Annotated in this window: 19 protein-coding genes; 17 read left to right on the top strand and 2 right to left on the bottom strand. The window is 56.7% G+C overall.

Annotated elements, in window-relative coordinates; translation table 11 throughout:
• The first annotated feature begins 131 nt into the window (after positions 1–131).
• Positions 132–347: a twin-arginine translocation signal domain-containing protein gene (locus tag GR212_RS37720; RefSeq protein WP_432444372.1), complete on the top strand. Its 216-nt coding sequence runs from the start codon at positions 132–134 to the stop codon at positions 345–347.
• On the opposite strand, the gene GR212_RS15795 is transcribed toward GR212_RS37720, so the two are convergent.
• Both GR212_RS15795 and GR212_RS37090 read right to left on the bottom strand, forming a co-directional pair.
• Complete coding sequence (locus tag GR212_RS15795) at positions 342–716, bottom strand: hypothetical protein (RefSeq protein WP_163987524.1); 375 nt, start codon at positions 714–716, stop codon at positions 342–344. The two genes, GR212_RS37720 and GR212_RS15795, sit on opposite strands and share 6 nt — an antisense overlap.
• A 10-nt stretch (positions 717–726) precedes the next feature.
• Positions 727–1,089, bottom strand: coding sequence for a hypothetical protein (locus GR212_RS37090; protein WP_246725781.1), 363 nt, complete (start codon positions 1,087–1,089; stop codon positions 727–729).
• A 369-nt stretch (positions 1,090–1,458) separates the two neighbouring features.
• Between GR212_RS37090 and GR212_RS15785 the strand changes: the two genes are divergently transcribed.
• The 16 genes from GR212_RS15785 to GR212_RS15710 all read left to right on the top strand — a co-directional run bounded on the left by GR212_RS15785 (position 1,459) and on the right by GR212_RS15710 (position 13,024).
• Positions 1,459–1,641 (top strand): hypothetical protein, encoded by a 183-nt coding sequence (locus GR212_RS15785; protein WP_163987522.1) that lies wholly within the window; start codon positions 1,459–1,461, stop codon positions 1,639–1,641.
• Positions 1,642–1,715: 74 nt separating this feature from the next.
• Positions 1,716–2,369 (top strand): helix-turn-helix domain-containing protein, encoded by a 654-nt coding sequence (locus GR212_RS15780; RefSeq protein ID WP_163987521.1) that lies wholly within the window; start codon positions 1,716–1,718, stop codon positions 2,367–2,369.
• 17 nt (positions 2,370–2,386) lie between these two features.
• Complete coding sequence (locus tag GR212_RS15775; protein ID WP_163987520.1) at positions 2,387–3,010, top strand: MT-A70 family methyltransferase; 624 nt, start codon at positions 2,387–2,389, stop codon at positions 3,008–3,010.
• Positions 3,011–3,041: 31 nt separating this feature from the next.
• The gene (locus tag GR212_RS15770; RefSeq protein ID WP_163987519.1) at positions 3,042–3,311 is read left to right on the top strand and encodes an HU family DNA-binding protein; all 270 of its coding nucleotides are present in this window, start codon (positions 3,042–3,044) and stop codon (positions 3,309–3,311) included.
• Between the two features lie 4 nt (positions 3,312–3,315).
• Positions 3,316–3,906 (top strand): hypothetical protein, encoded by a 591-nt coding sequence (locus tag GR212_RS15765; protein ID WP_163987518.1) that lies wholly within the window; start codon positions 3,316–3,318, stop codon positions 3,904–3,906.
• 15 nt (positions 3,907–3,921) lie between these two features.
• On the top strand, positions 3,922–4,992 hold the full coding sequence (locus GR212_RS15760; RefSeq protein ID WP_204326603.1) for a Rha family transcriptional regulator: 1,071 nt from the start codon (positions 3,922–3,924) through the stop codon (positions 4,990–4,992).
• Positions 4,989–5,723, top strand: coding sequence for a hypothetical protein (locus tag GR212_RS15755; RefSeq protein ID WP_163987517.1), 735 nt, complete (start codon positions 4,989–4,991; stop codon positions 5,721–5,723). Before GR212_RS15760 ends, GR212_RS15755 begins: the two co-directional genes overlap by 4 nt.
• A gap of 8 nt (positions 5,724–5,731) precedes the next feature.
• A complete protein-coding gene (locus GR212_RS15750) occupies positions 5,732–6,301 on the top strand; it encodes a GcrA family cell cycle regulator (RefSeq protein ID WP_163987516.1) in 570 nt (189 codons plus the stop codon).
• 158 nt (positions 6,302–6,459) lie between these two features.
• Positions 6,460–6,699, top strand: coding sequence for a hypothetical protein (locus GR212_RS15745; RefSeq protein ID WP_163987515.1), 240 nt, complete (start codon positions 6,460–6,462; stop codon positions 6,697–6,699).
• Positions 6,696–9,089: a DNA cytosine methyltransferase gene (locus GR212_RS15740; protein WP_163987514.1), complete on the top strand. Its 2,394-nt coding sequence runs from the start codon at positions 6,696–6,698 to the stop codon at positions 9,087–9,089. The genes GR212_RS15745 and GR212_RS15740 overlap by 4 nt, the downstream gene beginning before the upstream one ends.
• Positions 9,082–9,441, top strand: a complete 360-nt coding sequence (locus tag GR212_RS15735) for a hypothetical protein (protein ID WP_163987513.1) — start codon at positions 9,082–9,084, stop codon at positions 9,439–9,441. The genes GR212_RS15740 and GR212_RS15735 overlap by 8 nt, the downstream gene beginning before the upstream one ends.
• On the top strand, positions 9,441–9,656 hold the full coding sequence (locus GR212_RS15730) for a hypothetical protein (protein ID WP_163987512.1): 216 nt from the start codon (positions 9,441–9,443) through the stop codon (positions 9,654–9,656). The genes GR212_RS15735 and GR212_RS15730 overlap by 1 nt, the downstream gene beginning before the upstream one ends.
• Complete coding sequence (locus GR212_RS15725; RefSeq protein ID WP_163987511.1) at positions 9,653–10,138, top strand: hypothetical protein; 486 nt, start codon at positions 9,653–9,655, stop codon at positions 10,136–10,138. The genes GR212_RS15730 and GR212_RS15725 overlap by 4 nt, the downstream gene beginning before the upstream one ends.
• Complete coding sequence (locus GR212_RS15720; RefSeq protein WP_204326602.1) at positions 10,135–10,878, top strand: DNA N-6-adenine-methyltransferase; 744 nt, start codon at positions 10,135–10,137, stop codon at positions 10,876–10,878. The genes GR212_RS15725 and GR212_RS15720 overlap by 4 nt, the downstream gene beginning before the upstream one ends.
• Positions 10,875–12,533 (top strand): SNF2-related protein, encoded by a 1,659-nt coding sequence (locus tag GR212_RS15715; RefSeq protein ID WP_163987510.1) that lies wholly within the window; start codon positions 10,875–10,877, stop codon positions 12,531–12,533. The genes GR212_RS15720 and GR212_RS15715 overlap by 4 nt, the downstream gene beginning before the upstream one ends.
• Positions 12,530–13,024 carry a dCTP deaminase gene (locus GR212_RS15710; RefSeq protein ID WP_163987509.1) on the top strand — a complete coding sequence of 165 codons (495 nt, stop codon included), beginning with the start codon at positions 12,530–12,532 and terminating at the stop codon, positions 13,022–13,024. Before GR212_RS15715 ends, GR212_RS15710 begins: the two co-directional genes overlap by 4 nt.
• The last annotated feature ends 2 nt before the right edge of the window (positions 13,025–13,026 follow it).

The following is a 13,026-nucleotide window of genomic DNA, read 5'->3' as shown; positions in this document are numbered from 1 at the left end:
GCATGTGGCTGTAGGGCGCAGCCGCCGGGTGTGTGGAAATCGTATGAGTGGCAGGAATAAATACCTACAATCTTCAGATCTCCCTTGCCAATGTTCACGTTTTGATCCAATTTTGGGGTAAGGAGAAAGCGATGGAGACTCGAAGGCAATTACTGAAAACGGCAACAATTTTCGCTGCCGCGGCGGCGACGTCACTACCTGGCGTAGCTATCGCCGCGGAGCAGGTTGAGGACTGTGAGCGAGATGCCCACAAACTCTGCGACTCTCTCTCGAGAAAATATGGGGGCACCTGGCAATTCCAGCTGACCGCTGGGCAAGACGTCATGCTGCTATGCAAAATCTTATGAAACGGTGGCTTTCTGGCGCTCGTGCACAATGACGAAGGCTTCCACTGTCTGGGTAACCTGCCGCTTTTGCTCGTCGTCCATACCCTCCATTAAGGTTATGACGCGCTGGATATAGGGATCGCTGTCTTTTGTCGTTAAATGGACCGCCGGTGTCTTGCCGGTGACCTGCTCATAGAGAGCGTAGATCTTCACAGCATACTTCGCGTCGGGCGTCTGGGGCCTGATATTCTTCGTGCCGAGCCATTTGCTTATGTAAGGCTGAGGCACGCCCATATCGTTTGCCATTCGCACGCGTGCCTTTCCAATGCCGTCGGCCTGGTAAGTCGCCTCGATCTCTCGCAATAGGTCCAGCAGAATCGTCTTTTCCATGGCTGAGACCTTAACATTCCCGCGCGCATAAAACAAATTCGTACAAGAATGTTGACATTAGATGCTTGTAAGAATATATGTGGTCTACATGAACGTCTTCAGACACATCAGAACCAATATTTTCGGCCTTCGGCAGGGGGAATTCGCTGATGCGGTCGGGATTACGCAGGGTGCCGTTAGCCGGCTCGAGAGCGGAGATCCGAACCCAAGCTACAATACCCTCATATCGATCCGAAAGGCTGCTGCCAGCCGCGGTGTCGCATGGGACGATTCCTACTTCTTCGACCAGTCTGGCGAGGATGTTTCGTTGGAAAGGAAAGACAGCTCGGCGTGAGCCGACTTGATTGGGGCTTGGGTGGATATTTTCAGTCATTCAAGTCTCCTTTCCGTTTGTTGTTCGAAGTAATAGCGGAAAGGAGATGACAGATGGGTCAAAGTGTTTGCCGAATTCGTCAAGACGTCTCTTCTCCTGAAGGGGCCTATGAGCGGGCATATAGGCTTTGCCATGAGGCCGTGAGAATGGAGAAGGTGTCGACCGTTTATATCGGGCCAGCCCTGGATTCACTTACAAAGAAAGGCGACTTCGGTTCATGGCTACATAAGCTGTTCCACCGAAAGAGAGTGACGATACACCTTCACTACTACGAGCGCCTGGTCTGGATCGTGGAAGAGTTAGCGGCCGCCAACCGCCGAAAGATTGACCATATCGACAACCTGCTCAGGATCGCGAAGGGGAGTCATCATGAAACTGATGAAGGCGATACTGGCTCTGGTGGTGACCTCAAGGGATCTGCGCAGAAAAATGCAAGAGGCAACGCGGCTCGGGCTTGATCTCAAGGAGATCGCCACCGTTGGTTTTCCCAAGATCGTTGTCGCGACGGCCTTTTGTATCACACTCGGCGTCACCGTGGGCTTAATTCGATAGGGCACTTCGCTATCTGTCATGGCGGAGCGCGCCGGCGAAGAGGCCGGCAAGACATCCAAAAATAGATGGCTTGAATGGACACCAACTATGAGACTTGGCCGAAAGATCGCTTGATCGCGAAGATTTATGATCTCGAGGCGATGGTGGAGTCCCTGAAGGTCTTCAATACCGACAATATGGTTCTGTCGATCAAGGAAAAATTCAAACTAACCTTGACCGAAGCCCGATTTCTCACGGCGCTCGGCGATGGCAGACCGCATTCGAAGCGAGCGTTGTTCGAATATGTCTATCATGATCAGTTCGACGATGCTCCTGAAATGAAAATCATCGACGTCTTTATATGCAAGCTGCGGAAGAAGATCTTCCCATTCGGTTTGAAGATCGAGACGATCCATAGCTCTGGATATAAGCTTCACGATCGAGAGCTCCTTGCACAGGTAATGAATGGCGAAGTCGCCCAGGCGATAACCGAGGAGTATTCCTCCGATCGTCGTCGGAATGGTGAAAATGAAAGGGCCATTTTGAGCGTTCTGATAGCCGAAATGGATTCGTCAGGGCGCACAAAGTTGCCGGCCCGGGTGATCGCAAGAAAATCCGGCTTAACCGTCCCGCTGTTGCCCATAATGGTGAGGCTGGCGAACAAAGGCAAAATTCAAATCAAAAGTCAGCCAACCAGGAACAACAAACTGGCGCCGTGGGTTGTCCAAGTACGGGCGAGGGCGCTTTGACCTGGCCATTTGGAGACATGCAACCATTCTCTTATGACGTGCTCATCGTTGATTGGCCCTGGGATTTCAAGCTCTATTCCGAGAATGGGGAGAAGAAGTCCGCTCGAGCACAATACGACACGATGACGCTTCAGGAGATCATCGATTTTGCGGTGATCAGTCATCTAGCGCGGCCGGATAGCCTTTGGCTGATATGGACTTGCGAATGGATGAGGCCGGGTGACCAGCAGCGGATTTTGAACGCACATGGCCTTAGTTACAAGTCGGCGCTCGTCTGGCTTAAGACGACGAAGAACGGGAAGCGGCGGCTCGGAACCGGATACAGGGTTCGCAGCATGCATGAACGCCTCATCCTTGCGACGACCGGCAATCCAAAGCACCGGGCATTCAAGTCTGTGTTCGACGGACTTGCCAGGCAGCACAGCAGGAAGCCTGAGGAATTCTACGACATCGTACTCAAAGCGACACCGGGAATGACTCGAGCTGATTTGTTTTCGCGCCAATCGCGTCCAGGGTTCACGAACTGGGGACGCGAAAGGACTTTATTCGACGCCGACGCAACGGTGTCGGTGAGGCGGGAGAAGCCCGCTTCTGAGGATCGGCCACTTCAACCCATGCCGCTCTTCGAACCAGCCGCTTGATGCGGCATAGCAAAAGGAAGTTCAGGTGAGCGTGAGCAAATCTGATATCGTCGACCAAGTCTCGAAAGGCACCGGCGTCGCGAAGTCCACCGTTTCCAATATCATCAACCAGGCGTTTGATCAGGTTTCATCTGCTCTGGCGAGCGGCACCGATGTCAAGATCCATGGCTTCGGTCAGTTCACTGTCCGCGACACGAAGGAGCGACAAGCCCGCAATCCGCGAAACGGTGAGACGGTGATCGTTCCGGCTGGCCGCAAGATCAGCTTCAAACCGTCGCTCGAACTAAAGAAGGCGGTCTGACACGATGGCGCGAGGTAGGAAACCAAACCTGAAAGTTGTCGGTGGGCCGAGTGAGGCGGGCAAGGGGCACAATTCGGAGCTCACCGACGAGCAACAGCTCCGGCTCCTCCGTGGTCACGTCGACAAGATCACCTCTCTGAAGGCTAAGGTAGCGTCCGCAACTGCAGAGCTTCGCAACGCCTACAAGACGGCCAAATCCGACGGCGTGCCGAAGGAAGACATCGATTTCGCCATCGCGCTCGAAAAGGACGATGACGACAAGATGATCCAGCGCCGCCGGCGCGAGACAGAGCTTGCTCGGCTTCTCAATCATCCGATCGGGACGCAGTTCGAGATGTTCGACTCGGATCCGCGGCCACTTGCTGAGCGATCGTTCGAAGACGGCAAGCAGGCGGGGCTTAAAGGTAAGGATTGCGCTCCGGACAACGCGATGGGCGATGAGGCGCGCAACAAGTGGATCGAAGGCTGGCATGCCGGCCAGGCGATTCTTGCTCAGAAGTTCGCGAAGGGGCCGGCTACGCCGGAAGTCCTGCGGGATTCCGAAAAAGTCGATGCGAAGAAGGTCGACGATTTCGACGAGGTTGCGAGCAAGTAACAGGAGGCACCGGGGATGAGCCAGAATAAGTTGGCGAAGCTCCGGAATACCGATGTCTTCAAGGCGCTTATGCGCGTCCTGGAAGAATATCGGATTCCGAAGGAGGACGTTGATGTCCTTGATAAGAGGCCGCACCCGATACTCACGGTCCGATATTGCGGCCAGGAACGGGAAATGTCGATCCCGTGCACGCCAAAGACTAGAGGCAAAGCTCCAGTTGCTTACTCGGCTCAACTCCGGCGCACGCTGAAGGAAATGCAGATGGCGGCGCTCGGCGCAGGCACTAAGCACGAAACAATCGCACAAAAGGTTTCCGACGTGCAGGAACAGCCCAACCTCCCTCTATTTCAGTCTACGCCGCTGGCAGCCGATACGCTCCTGATGTCGAGCCGCGAGATAGCTGAATTGCTTGATGTGCGGCACGACAGCGTAAAGCGAACCATGGAGCGCTTGGCGCAGAAGCAATTGGTGAGGTTTACACCGTTGGTGGAAACCTCTCACTCCGGCGCCGGCGCCCGATCTGTTGAGGTTTATCGTGTCGACGAGCGCGACAGCTATGTAGTTGTTGCTCAGCTTTCCCCCGAGTTCACGGCCCGTCTCGTGGATTTTTGGCAAAGCCACAAAAGCCAGCAGATAGTCAAGGTGCCAACCACAGCGGAAGCGTTCGCCCATGCATTCCAGATGATTGCCAATGCGGAGCGGACGCAGCTTGAGCAGGCTCGAGCACTCCAACGTCTTGAAGAGAAAGTCGATCGCGTCGAGCTCGCCCAATCTGTACTGCGCGCCCGGCCAGGCAATGCCGAGGCGATCTCTCACATCCGCATCCGAATTGGTATCCAACATGGTCTCTCGGTCAACGTGATCGACGAAGTGATGCGGCAATCGCCGTATGCTCCGAAGCCCGCCGGAATGGTGCGAAATGACCATGTCGACGCTGATGGATCTCTCTACGCCGTCTACTGGCAGAAAGACGTCACGGCAACCTTCAACCGATTTGTGAAGGAATGTGTTTCTGTCACCGCCTTCATGTTCACTCACCCTTTTATTGAAGGTCGCTTCCGGATGACCGGGAAGGGCTCCGAATGACAGGCGTTTATATCGGACTTGATGTTGCGACGACCACCGGAGCCACGGCCTTTGTGAATGGCAAATACATAGCGTCCACCTTCACAGCTTCGGCGCCTTACAAGCAGAAGACAAAAAAAGAGCGCGTTGAGGAAGCACTGGGACTGAAGGTGTCATCTTTGGACGCCGTTCTCACCGGCGCTATCCTCGACGATTTTGAGCGTCGCCTTACGATCTACTTCGTTGATGTGACAGAGCTCTATGGTCCCATCCTTGCTGTAGGAATTGAAAAGCCACTGGTTCCGAACCACGAGCGCAAGAAGACTGTCATCGATACCCAGACAGAGTGGGCCGGGAAAGCAATTCGCCGCGAGACAGTCGCCGGAACCAATGAAGCGACAATCCATAGGGCGAATGCCCTAGCGGCAACGGCCGCCAAGGTCTGTGCTCGATTCAACATTGAATGCGAATACATCGACCAAACGACCTGGAGGAAAGACTTCCTTGGAAATGGCAGACCGGGAGATAGTGCGACCTGTAAGAAGCTGGCGATGAAGATGTGCAAGTCGCTTGGGATCGAAGTCCCGAATGCCGACGGTGCGGAGAGTGTCGGCGTTTGCCGCTCGCTGGTGCTGAAGAAGAACCCGTATGGCGGCCGCGCGAATGATCTCTTCAGCCCTAAGAAGCCGATGCCAAAGACGCCGGCCCAAGAAGATGCATTGGCGCGAGCCGAAGCTCTGTTCAAGAAGTGAGTTTGTGAATGCGCCTTCGTTGGCAAGCAATGAATAGTGACGAGAAATGCAAGGTCCTGGCGAGCATGACATCGGCCGGCTTGAGCGCCGCTCAGATCGCGGATCAAATTGACGGCGCGACGAGAAATGCCATCATAGGCTTCTGCCATCGCAAAAAGATTCATCTCAATGGCAGCAAGCCGAGGGGCAATCACTCGCCAGCAAAGAAGCCAAATGTGGTGCCGATCTCGAGAGCACCGCGACAGCCGAGAAAGGCGCGAAAGCCTAAGGAGATCGACACGACGGCGGATGTCGTCGTGCTCAATGATCGGCGCCGGAAGAGCCGAGGTCCAATGAGTATCCTTGATCTGGGACAGAATAACTGTCGTGCTCCCCTGCTCGACGGATACCGCGGACTGAAGCCGGAAGAGATGATGTTTTGCGGAGAGGCGACTGCGCCGGAAAGCTCGTGGTGCCCCAACTGCCAAAAGAAACTGACGACAACCAGAACGATGAATCGAAAGGTCGTCGACGATCAAGGTGACCCCCTTAAGCCGAAGGAAAGGAAACGGAGGCCGTTTCATCGTTGGCAGCACTAGAGGAGTTCCCGGTCGGAAGCGTCCTCGAATTTGTCAGAACGATCGTCGACCGCTGTTGGGACAGAAGAGGCGGCCTCTATCGCGAGGTTTCGATCATCTTATGCGTCGAGGAGGCCCGCCTCCTTTGGGCGGCCTCGAAATGGATGGAAGTCCTGCAGTTGGCCGAAGTGAAAAGCAAAGGGAGCTTCGATTTTACGCTCGCGGAGCTCCAATGGATGATCACCGAGAAGGTGAATGAAATGAAGGTCCAGGGCGGATGCGATCTGATCCTTGGCCTCACTCAATGTGAGATGAAGATGATGATGGATATCGAAACGCACCTCGATCGCTACGTCTCCAGAGCGAATACGCCAGCTGCAAAGAAATGGCCAAACTCTAAGAAGGGTAAAAAGAATTGAACGACGTCCCACTCTTGAATGAAGTGGTGTTTACCCACTTCCATCTGTTCTGTGGTCTCGGAGCCGCGGCGAAGGGATTCAACAAGGGAACGGCCCGAGTTGGAAACTTCCGCGCGAAGTTCAGATGCGTTGGCGGTGTCGACAATGATCCGGCTGCGGTCCGGGATTTCGGTCGGCTTGCAAAGGTGCCCGGTACCTTGCTGGATATGTTCGACCGCGAGCAGTACCGTGCATTTCATGGCCGGGATCCTGATGCTGGTTGGCGTGAAGCGACGCCCGACGATATAAGACGCGCTGCCGGCGGCGAGTTTCCGGACGTCGTGTTTCTGAGTGCCCCGTGCAAGGGTTTTTCAGGCTTGCTTCCTGAGTCATCAAGCAAGACAGCCAAGTACCAAGCACTCAACCGTTTGACGCTACGGGGCGTCTGGCTGATGCTTGAAGCGTTCAAGGATGATCTGCCAAAACTGATCATTTTCGAGAATGTGCCTCGCATCATGAAGCGAGGACGCGGATTGCTCGACCAGATCGTCGCCCTCTTGCGGGCCTATGGCTATGCCGTAGCCGAGACCACCCACGACTGCGGGGAGATCGGAGGTCTGGGGCAGAGTCGCAAGCGCTTCCTCCTGGTGGCTCGTCATGAGGCCAAGGTGCCGCCCTTTCTGTACCAACCGGAGAAAAAACGGTTGAGGGGCGTGGGCGAGATCCTTGAAAGACTTCCGCTACCCGGAGACGCCCGAGGTGGACCCTTGCATCGAATCCCGGCGCTCCAATGGAAGACGTGGGTCCGCCTAGCTTTCGTGGAGGCCGGATCCGATTGGCGGTCGCTTAACAAGTTGGAAGTTGAGCAAGGCGTACTTCGTGATTTCGGCATTTTGCCGGTGGCGAACTGGCATGACGACATTCTTGGCGTGCTGCCCTGGAACGAAACGTCTAGGACTGTGACAGGCAATGCCAGCGCGACAACTGGCCGGTTTTCGGTCGCCGATCCTCGTTCGTTCTCGAGCCTCGAAGGATCTGGATTCCTGGGAGTGAGGGAGTGGTCGGAACCGTCTGGGACCGTTACCGCCAATGGCAGACCGGGATCCGGCAACTTCAGCGTCGCGGATCCTCGTCCGCCCGAGGGAAGTCTCGAGTACCACCAATATGGCGTTCGTCGATGGGGTGAGCCCAGCGGATCAATCATAAACGTCAAGGCGCCGGGCCAGGGCACATTTTCGGTCGCCGATCCTCGGTTGGAAGAAAAGCCGCGGTTCACCAATGTCTTCCGGATCGTATCCTGGTGCGAGGAATCCCCGGCAATAGCCGTGCCCGGCGGTCCGGCTGGTGGGTTGGCGGTTTCGGATCCGCGTCCGGCACCTCGAGACGACTACAAGCAAACGAAATATCGAGTGACTTCTTACGAGGAAGCCGCAGGTACTGTGATCTCTGCCTCAACTACGGGCAATGGCGCATTCGCAGTGGCGGATCCGAACGTCGACTGGGGGCCGGAGACCCATCCAGGCAAGTTGAAGGTTAAGAATTGGGACGAGAATGCAGACGCTGTCACTGGCGCGCGCTTTGGTTCCGGTGCTGGCGCGGTGGCCGATCCGCGGCCAGGATATGGAGAGGGAGCTCACCAGAATATTCTAGCGGTTACCGATTGGGACGATAGGGCCAAAACCGTGACCGGCGCGCGCCATGTTGCTAGAGGTGCCCTCAGCGTGGCCGATCCACGACCGCCGCATGCGCTTCAGGGCGGTGTCCACGGAGTCCACGGTTGGGACGATAGCTCCGGTACCGTGCGGGGAGAGTCACTGCCATCAAACGGCGCCTTCGCCGTAGCCGATCCTCGACCCGTTGGGTTGAATGAAAACCGTGACCACTACAAGTCGGGCGGTCACTACGGAGTGACTCCGTGGGCCGAACACTCCGGCGCCGTTCCCGCCTTCGGCAAATACGATCGCGGTCCGTGGTCTGTTGCGGATCCGCGAGGCGGCGAAGGTGGAAGCTCTGATCGACTCCCGGAAGCTAGCGACCGGTTGATAGCGGTAATTAGAGCGTTGGACGGCACCTGGCACCGGCCCTTCACGACGCTCGAGCTCGCTGCTCTTCAATCGTTGTTCGACCCGGACGAAGAGTTCCAGCCGATCCCGGATGACAAGGCCGATTACATTCGTAGATGGGAACTGTCGCGCTTCCAACTGGACGGGCAATCCGATTCTGCATGGCGCGAAAGAATAGGGAATGCGGTTCCACCGGATGCAGCCGCAGCAATCGCCGGTGTGATGGGCACAACATTGCTGCTGGCGATGACAGGCCAGACCTTCATGCTTAGTAGCCAACCCATTTGGGTGCGGCCGGTCGCGTTGGCGTTGTCGATCGATCAGCGGGGGAATGTCCCCGTTGAGTGATATCTTGGCAAAGAAGATCGTGCTCCTTCTCGTTGGACAGCGCCTGCCGGTGACAGACGAGAAGGGCCGGCTTCAGCCGGCGATCGCCGAAGCTCTGAAAGCCGCCGACGTATCGTTCAAGCGTGAGCATCGCTTGGACGCCCATAGCATCATCGACTTTCTGATCGATGGTGTCGGCATCGAGGTGAAGGTGAAGGGTTCTAAGCTCAATATCTTTCGCCAGGTCGAACGCTACGCTGGGTTCGACGAAATCAACACCCTCATCCTCGTCACCAACGTCCCAATGGGAATGCCGCCGCTCGTGAACGGCAAGCCCGTCTATATCGTGAATCTCGCAAAGGCATGGTTGTAATGAAAATCTGGTTCTGCTGGGAGAAATCATCAACAGGCCGCTGGTCGCCGGTCTGCTACCACGGCGATCAGCCGGTCAACGAAAAGGTCTCCGATGGAGACCGCCCAATGCGTTCGCCGCTGTACGAGGTCTCGACCGAATGCCTCGACGTAGATGGCAATCCTCAATTTGGGAAACTCGCTTTGCTGTTTCCCGCACCTGGGGAGGCCGAATGAGTTATCGGTCTGATCGTCAAATTGTACAGGAGCTGCTCCCGGTCCGCCTGTTTGCGGTGGTCATTGCAGAAGGCATTGACAAGCCTGATAGCCAGGATGCACGGACGCTCATACTGTGGCTGCGTCAAGCCCAAGACGAAATCCTGAATGGGCTCGACCCCAGAAAAGCCGCGGCCATTCTCAGGCGCGTTCTGCGCGCTGTCGATATGGCAAAGAAGCCGTTTGTGGAGGCAAACGCCGCAGTGGCGAAGTTCGGCCTTTGCGTCTTCTACCTCCTCGACTGCCTCCGCCAAAACGGCGCCTTCGGGCTCGTTGACGAGAGCGCCCTGGATAATGTGGTCTCGGCTGTGCTGGCACCGGACGGGACCGTCACAGACTACGCCAATATCCCGAAGGTTGATGCGTCCGCACAGAAACAAGCGCGCAAGATGCTCGAGGCCTTCCAAGCTGAGGGCTACTTCCGAGGGGTTTCCTGGGAATGACAGTCAACCTTTTTGCAGGGATGGGCAGCCATCAAAGCGCCCGGTCGAAATCAGATATCTGGTTGACGCCGCCGGCAATCATCGAAGCCGTCGGCGGACCGACATCCTTCGATCTTGATCCATGCAGCCTTTTGAATCGACCGTGGCCGACGGCCAAGGAACATTACACTCCGGAGGATAACGGTCTGTTTTTGCCGTGGTTCGGTCGTGTCTGGTTAAATCCACCGTATAGCAATCCGCTGGTAGCCAATTTCATGGCTCGCATGGCCGAACACGATCATGGAATCGCGCTTGTCTTCGCGCGGACGGAAACGGAGGTCTTCCACCGGTTCGTCTGGAGCGCCGCATCGGGAATTCTGTTCATTCGCGGAAGATTGAACTTCCATCACATCGACGGCCGCCCGGCGCGGAAAGACGGCGGAGCCCCGTCTGTCTTGATCTCTTACGGAAGCCAAGACCGAGACATGTTGTCTGTGGCGCCGATCGAGGGAACTTTCGTCGCGTTGCGCTTTCAAAAATTCTTGCTGGTCTCGGCGCTGAGTCCCACCTGGGCCGCCGCGCTCGATGAGTTTTTCGACGGCCAAGAAGGACCAATCCATCTTCAGGACTTGTATCGAGCCTTCATCGATCATCCGAAAACGAAACACAACGCTCATTGGCGCGACAAGCTACGACAGATGCTTCAACGGGGACGCTTTGAACGGGTAGCTAAGGGACTCTGGCAACGGAGGCGTTCGTGAACGCAGCGGAAGCACCGTACGGGCGATTGCAACTCGACGGCGACCGCTGGGTTTTGAGCGATGTGCCGCCGCACGTCGCAATCCGTCTCAAGAATATGTTCCAGCGGATTTCGAAGACGCAGACCAAGATGTTCACGCTCCCGGCATCGAATGAGATGTCGGCAGATCTCGCTTGGTTCATGGAGCGGTATCCGTTCGAGATGAGCGCGTCCGACGCAAGATTCCTGAAGAGGCGGGTGAGGAGCTTCAATGACGATCGGGCATCAACGGAGGCGATTTTGCTTCCCGGTTGGCAGGCTCCCCCCATCCGTGGCTTCCGGCCCGGTCGCGGGCTGCGTTTTCACCAGGCGCAAGCATTCGAACTCGTAAAGCGCCGTGGGAGCCTGCTTCTCGGGGATGACGTTGGGTTTGGCAAAACCTGGGTAGCAATGGCGCGCGCGATGGAGCGCCGTCCCGCCGCTGTCGTCGTCCAATCGCACCTAGCCACGCAATGGGTGAACAAGTTCATAGTGCCAAATACGGAGCTGACTGCGCACATCATCGACGGAACGCAGCCCTACAGCTTGCCGGCCGCGGATACCTACATTTTCCGCTACTCGAACATCCACGGCTGGACCGATGTAGCCGCAACCGGATACTTCAAGCTCGTTGCATACGACGAAATCCAGGATCTGCGGACCGGCGACACCAGTGAAAAGGGACGTGCGGCTCGAGTGTTCTCAGAGAATGCCGAGGAACGGCTCGGTCTCTCCGCGACGCCGGTGTTCAACTACGGCTCCGAAATCTGGAGCATCATGTCTTATATCGACGCGGACCTTCTGGGGCCGTGGGAGGAATTCATTCGCGAATGGTGTCATATGGGCGCCGGCGGCAAATGGATGGTCACCGATCCAGACGCGTTAGGCTCATACCTGCGTGAAGCTGGTGCATTTCTGCGGCGCGTGCGCGATGGAAGGCCGATCAACCGCATCGTGGTCGACGTGGCATACGATCACGGCGAGGCGGCAAAGACCGAGGATCTCGCTCGCCAGCTTGCAATGAAAGTCGTTGAGGGAAGTTTTGGAGAAAGCGGCCAGGCGGCGCGTGAGCTTGACGCGCTCGCCAGACGAGTCACGGGCATGGCAAAGGCCAAAGGAGTCGCCGCCTATGCCAAAATCCTGCTGTCCTCAGGCATCCCCATCATCCTCGCCGGGTGGCATCGCGACGTATACCAAATCTGGCTTGATGAGCTCAAGGAATTCAAACCGCTCATGTATACTGGGTCCGAGACCGGTCGCCAGAAGGATAAAGCGGTTGCAGCCTACCTTCGAAGGGAAAGCGACTGTTTCATAATCTCGCTGCGGTCCGGGGCCGGCCTAGACGGTCTCCAGGAACGCTGCGCAACCGTGATAGTCGGTGAGCTCGACTGGTCGCCCCAGATCTATGAGCAACTGTTTGGCCGCGTCGATCGCGAGGGCCAGAAGCAAACCGAGATTACGGCAATCTTCTGCACATGCGACTTCGGGTCGGATCCGACGATTATGTCAGTCAATGCGGTCAAGCGTGATCAGGCGCGCGGCATTACCGATCCTGGAGTTGGGATCATCCCGGTTCATACAGACGTCTCGCACATCAAACTGCTCGCCCAAGAGTATCTCGAAAGGAGCAATGCATGATCCTACCAGCCCAAGCTATCCGCGCAATCACTCCTCCGATAGTGCGTCCTTTCCGGGAACGCGGCCTCGCCGGCGGCATGTCCTTCGGCTTGTCGGTCGCGGGATACGACGTACGGATAGCGGAAGACATCATCCTCGCGCCGGGGGAGTTCAAATTAGCCTCGACGCTAGAGCGGTTCGAAATGCCTCTGGATGTATTGGGACAGGTCGCTGACAAGTCGACGTGGGCTCGTCGAGGTCTTGCCGTCCAGAACACGATCATTGAACCGGGTTGGCGCGGATTCTTGACCTTAGAGCTTACCAACCACCAGGTTCGCCGCTGGCGGCATATCCTCCACCCTCGGCCTGACGGAACGCTCGTTATCGAGCGCGGCATGCCGATCGCACAGATCATCTTCATGAGACTGGAGGCGCCGGCGGAGCGGGGATACTCCGGAAAGTATCAGAACCAGGAACCCGGCCCGCAGGCCGCTCGGGACGAGGGTGTTTGAGC

Origin of the sequence: Martinezella lusitana, from assembly GCF_010668395.1 — a bacterium.
Classification (GTDB): domain Bacteria; phylum Pseudomonadota; class Alphaproteobacteria; order Rhizobiales; family Rhizobiaceae; genus Rhizobium; species Rhizobium lusitanum_A.
Note: the sequence above shows the minus strand (reverse complement) of the source record. Positions and strands in the feature narration are given on the sequence as shown.

Excerpts from the sequence above, each read along its gene's own strand:
- GR212_RS37720 (WP_432444372.1), top strand. The coding sequence starts at position 132 with ATGGAGACTCGAAGGCAATTACTGAAAACGGCAACAATTTTCGCTGCC.
- GR212_RS15795 (WP_163987524.1), bottom strand. The coding sequence starts at position 716 with ATGGAAAAGACGATTCTGCTGGACCTATTGCGAGAGATCGAGGCGACT.
- GR212_RS37090 (WP_246725781.1), bottom strand. The coding sequence starts at position 1,089 with ATGACTGAAAATATCCACCCAAGCCCCAATCAAGTCGGCTCACGCCGA.
- GR212_RS15785 (WP_163987522.1), top strand. The coding sequence starts at position 1,459 with ATGAAACTGATGAAGGCGATACTGGCTCTGGTGGTGACCTCAAGGGAT.
- GR212_RS15780 (WP_163987521.1), top strand. The coding sequence starts at position 1,716 with ATGGACACCAACTATGAGACTTGGCCGAAAGATCGCTTGATCGCGAAG.
- GR212_RS15775 (WP_163987520.1), top strand. The coding sequence starts at position 2,387 with ATGCAACCATTCTCTTATGACGTGCTCATCGTTGATTGGCCCTGGGAT.
- GR212_RS15765 (WP_163987518.1), top strand. The coding sequence starts at position 3,316 with ATGGCGCGAGGTAGGAAACCAAACCTGAAAGTTGTCGGTGGGCCGAGT.
- GR212_RS15760 (WP_204326603.1), top strand. The coding sequence starts at position 3,922 with ATGAGCCAGAATAAGTTGGCGAAGCTCCGGAATACCGATGTCTTCAAG.
- GR212_RS15755 (WP_163987517.1), top strand. The coding sequence starts at position 4,989 with ATGACAGGCGTTTATATCGGACTTGATGTTGCGACGACCACCGGAGCC.
- GR212_RS15750 (WP_163987516.1), top strand. The coding sequence starts at position 5,732 with ATGCGCCTTCGTTGGCAAGCAATGAATAGTGACGAGAAATGCAAGGTC.
- GR212_RS15730 (WP_163987512.1), top strand. The coding sequence starts at position 9,441 with ATGAAAATCTGGTTCTGCTGGGAGAAATCATCAACAGGCCGCTGGTCG.
- GR212_RS15725 (WP_163987511.1), top strand. The coding sequence starts at position 9,653 with ATGAGTTATCGGTCTGATCGTCAAATTGTACAGGAGCTGCTCCCGGTC.
- GR212_RS15720 (WP_204326602.1), top strand. The coding sequence starts at position 10,135 with ATGACAGTCAACCTTTTTGCAGGGATGGGCAGCCATCAAAGCGCCCGG.
- GR212_RS15710 (WP_163987509.1), top strand. The coding sequence starts at position 12,530 with ATGATCCTACCAGCCCAAGCTATCCGCGCAATCACTCCTCCGATAGTG.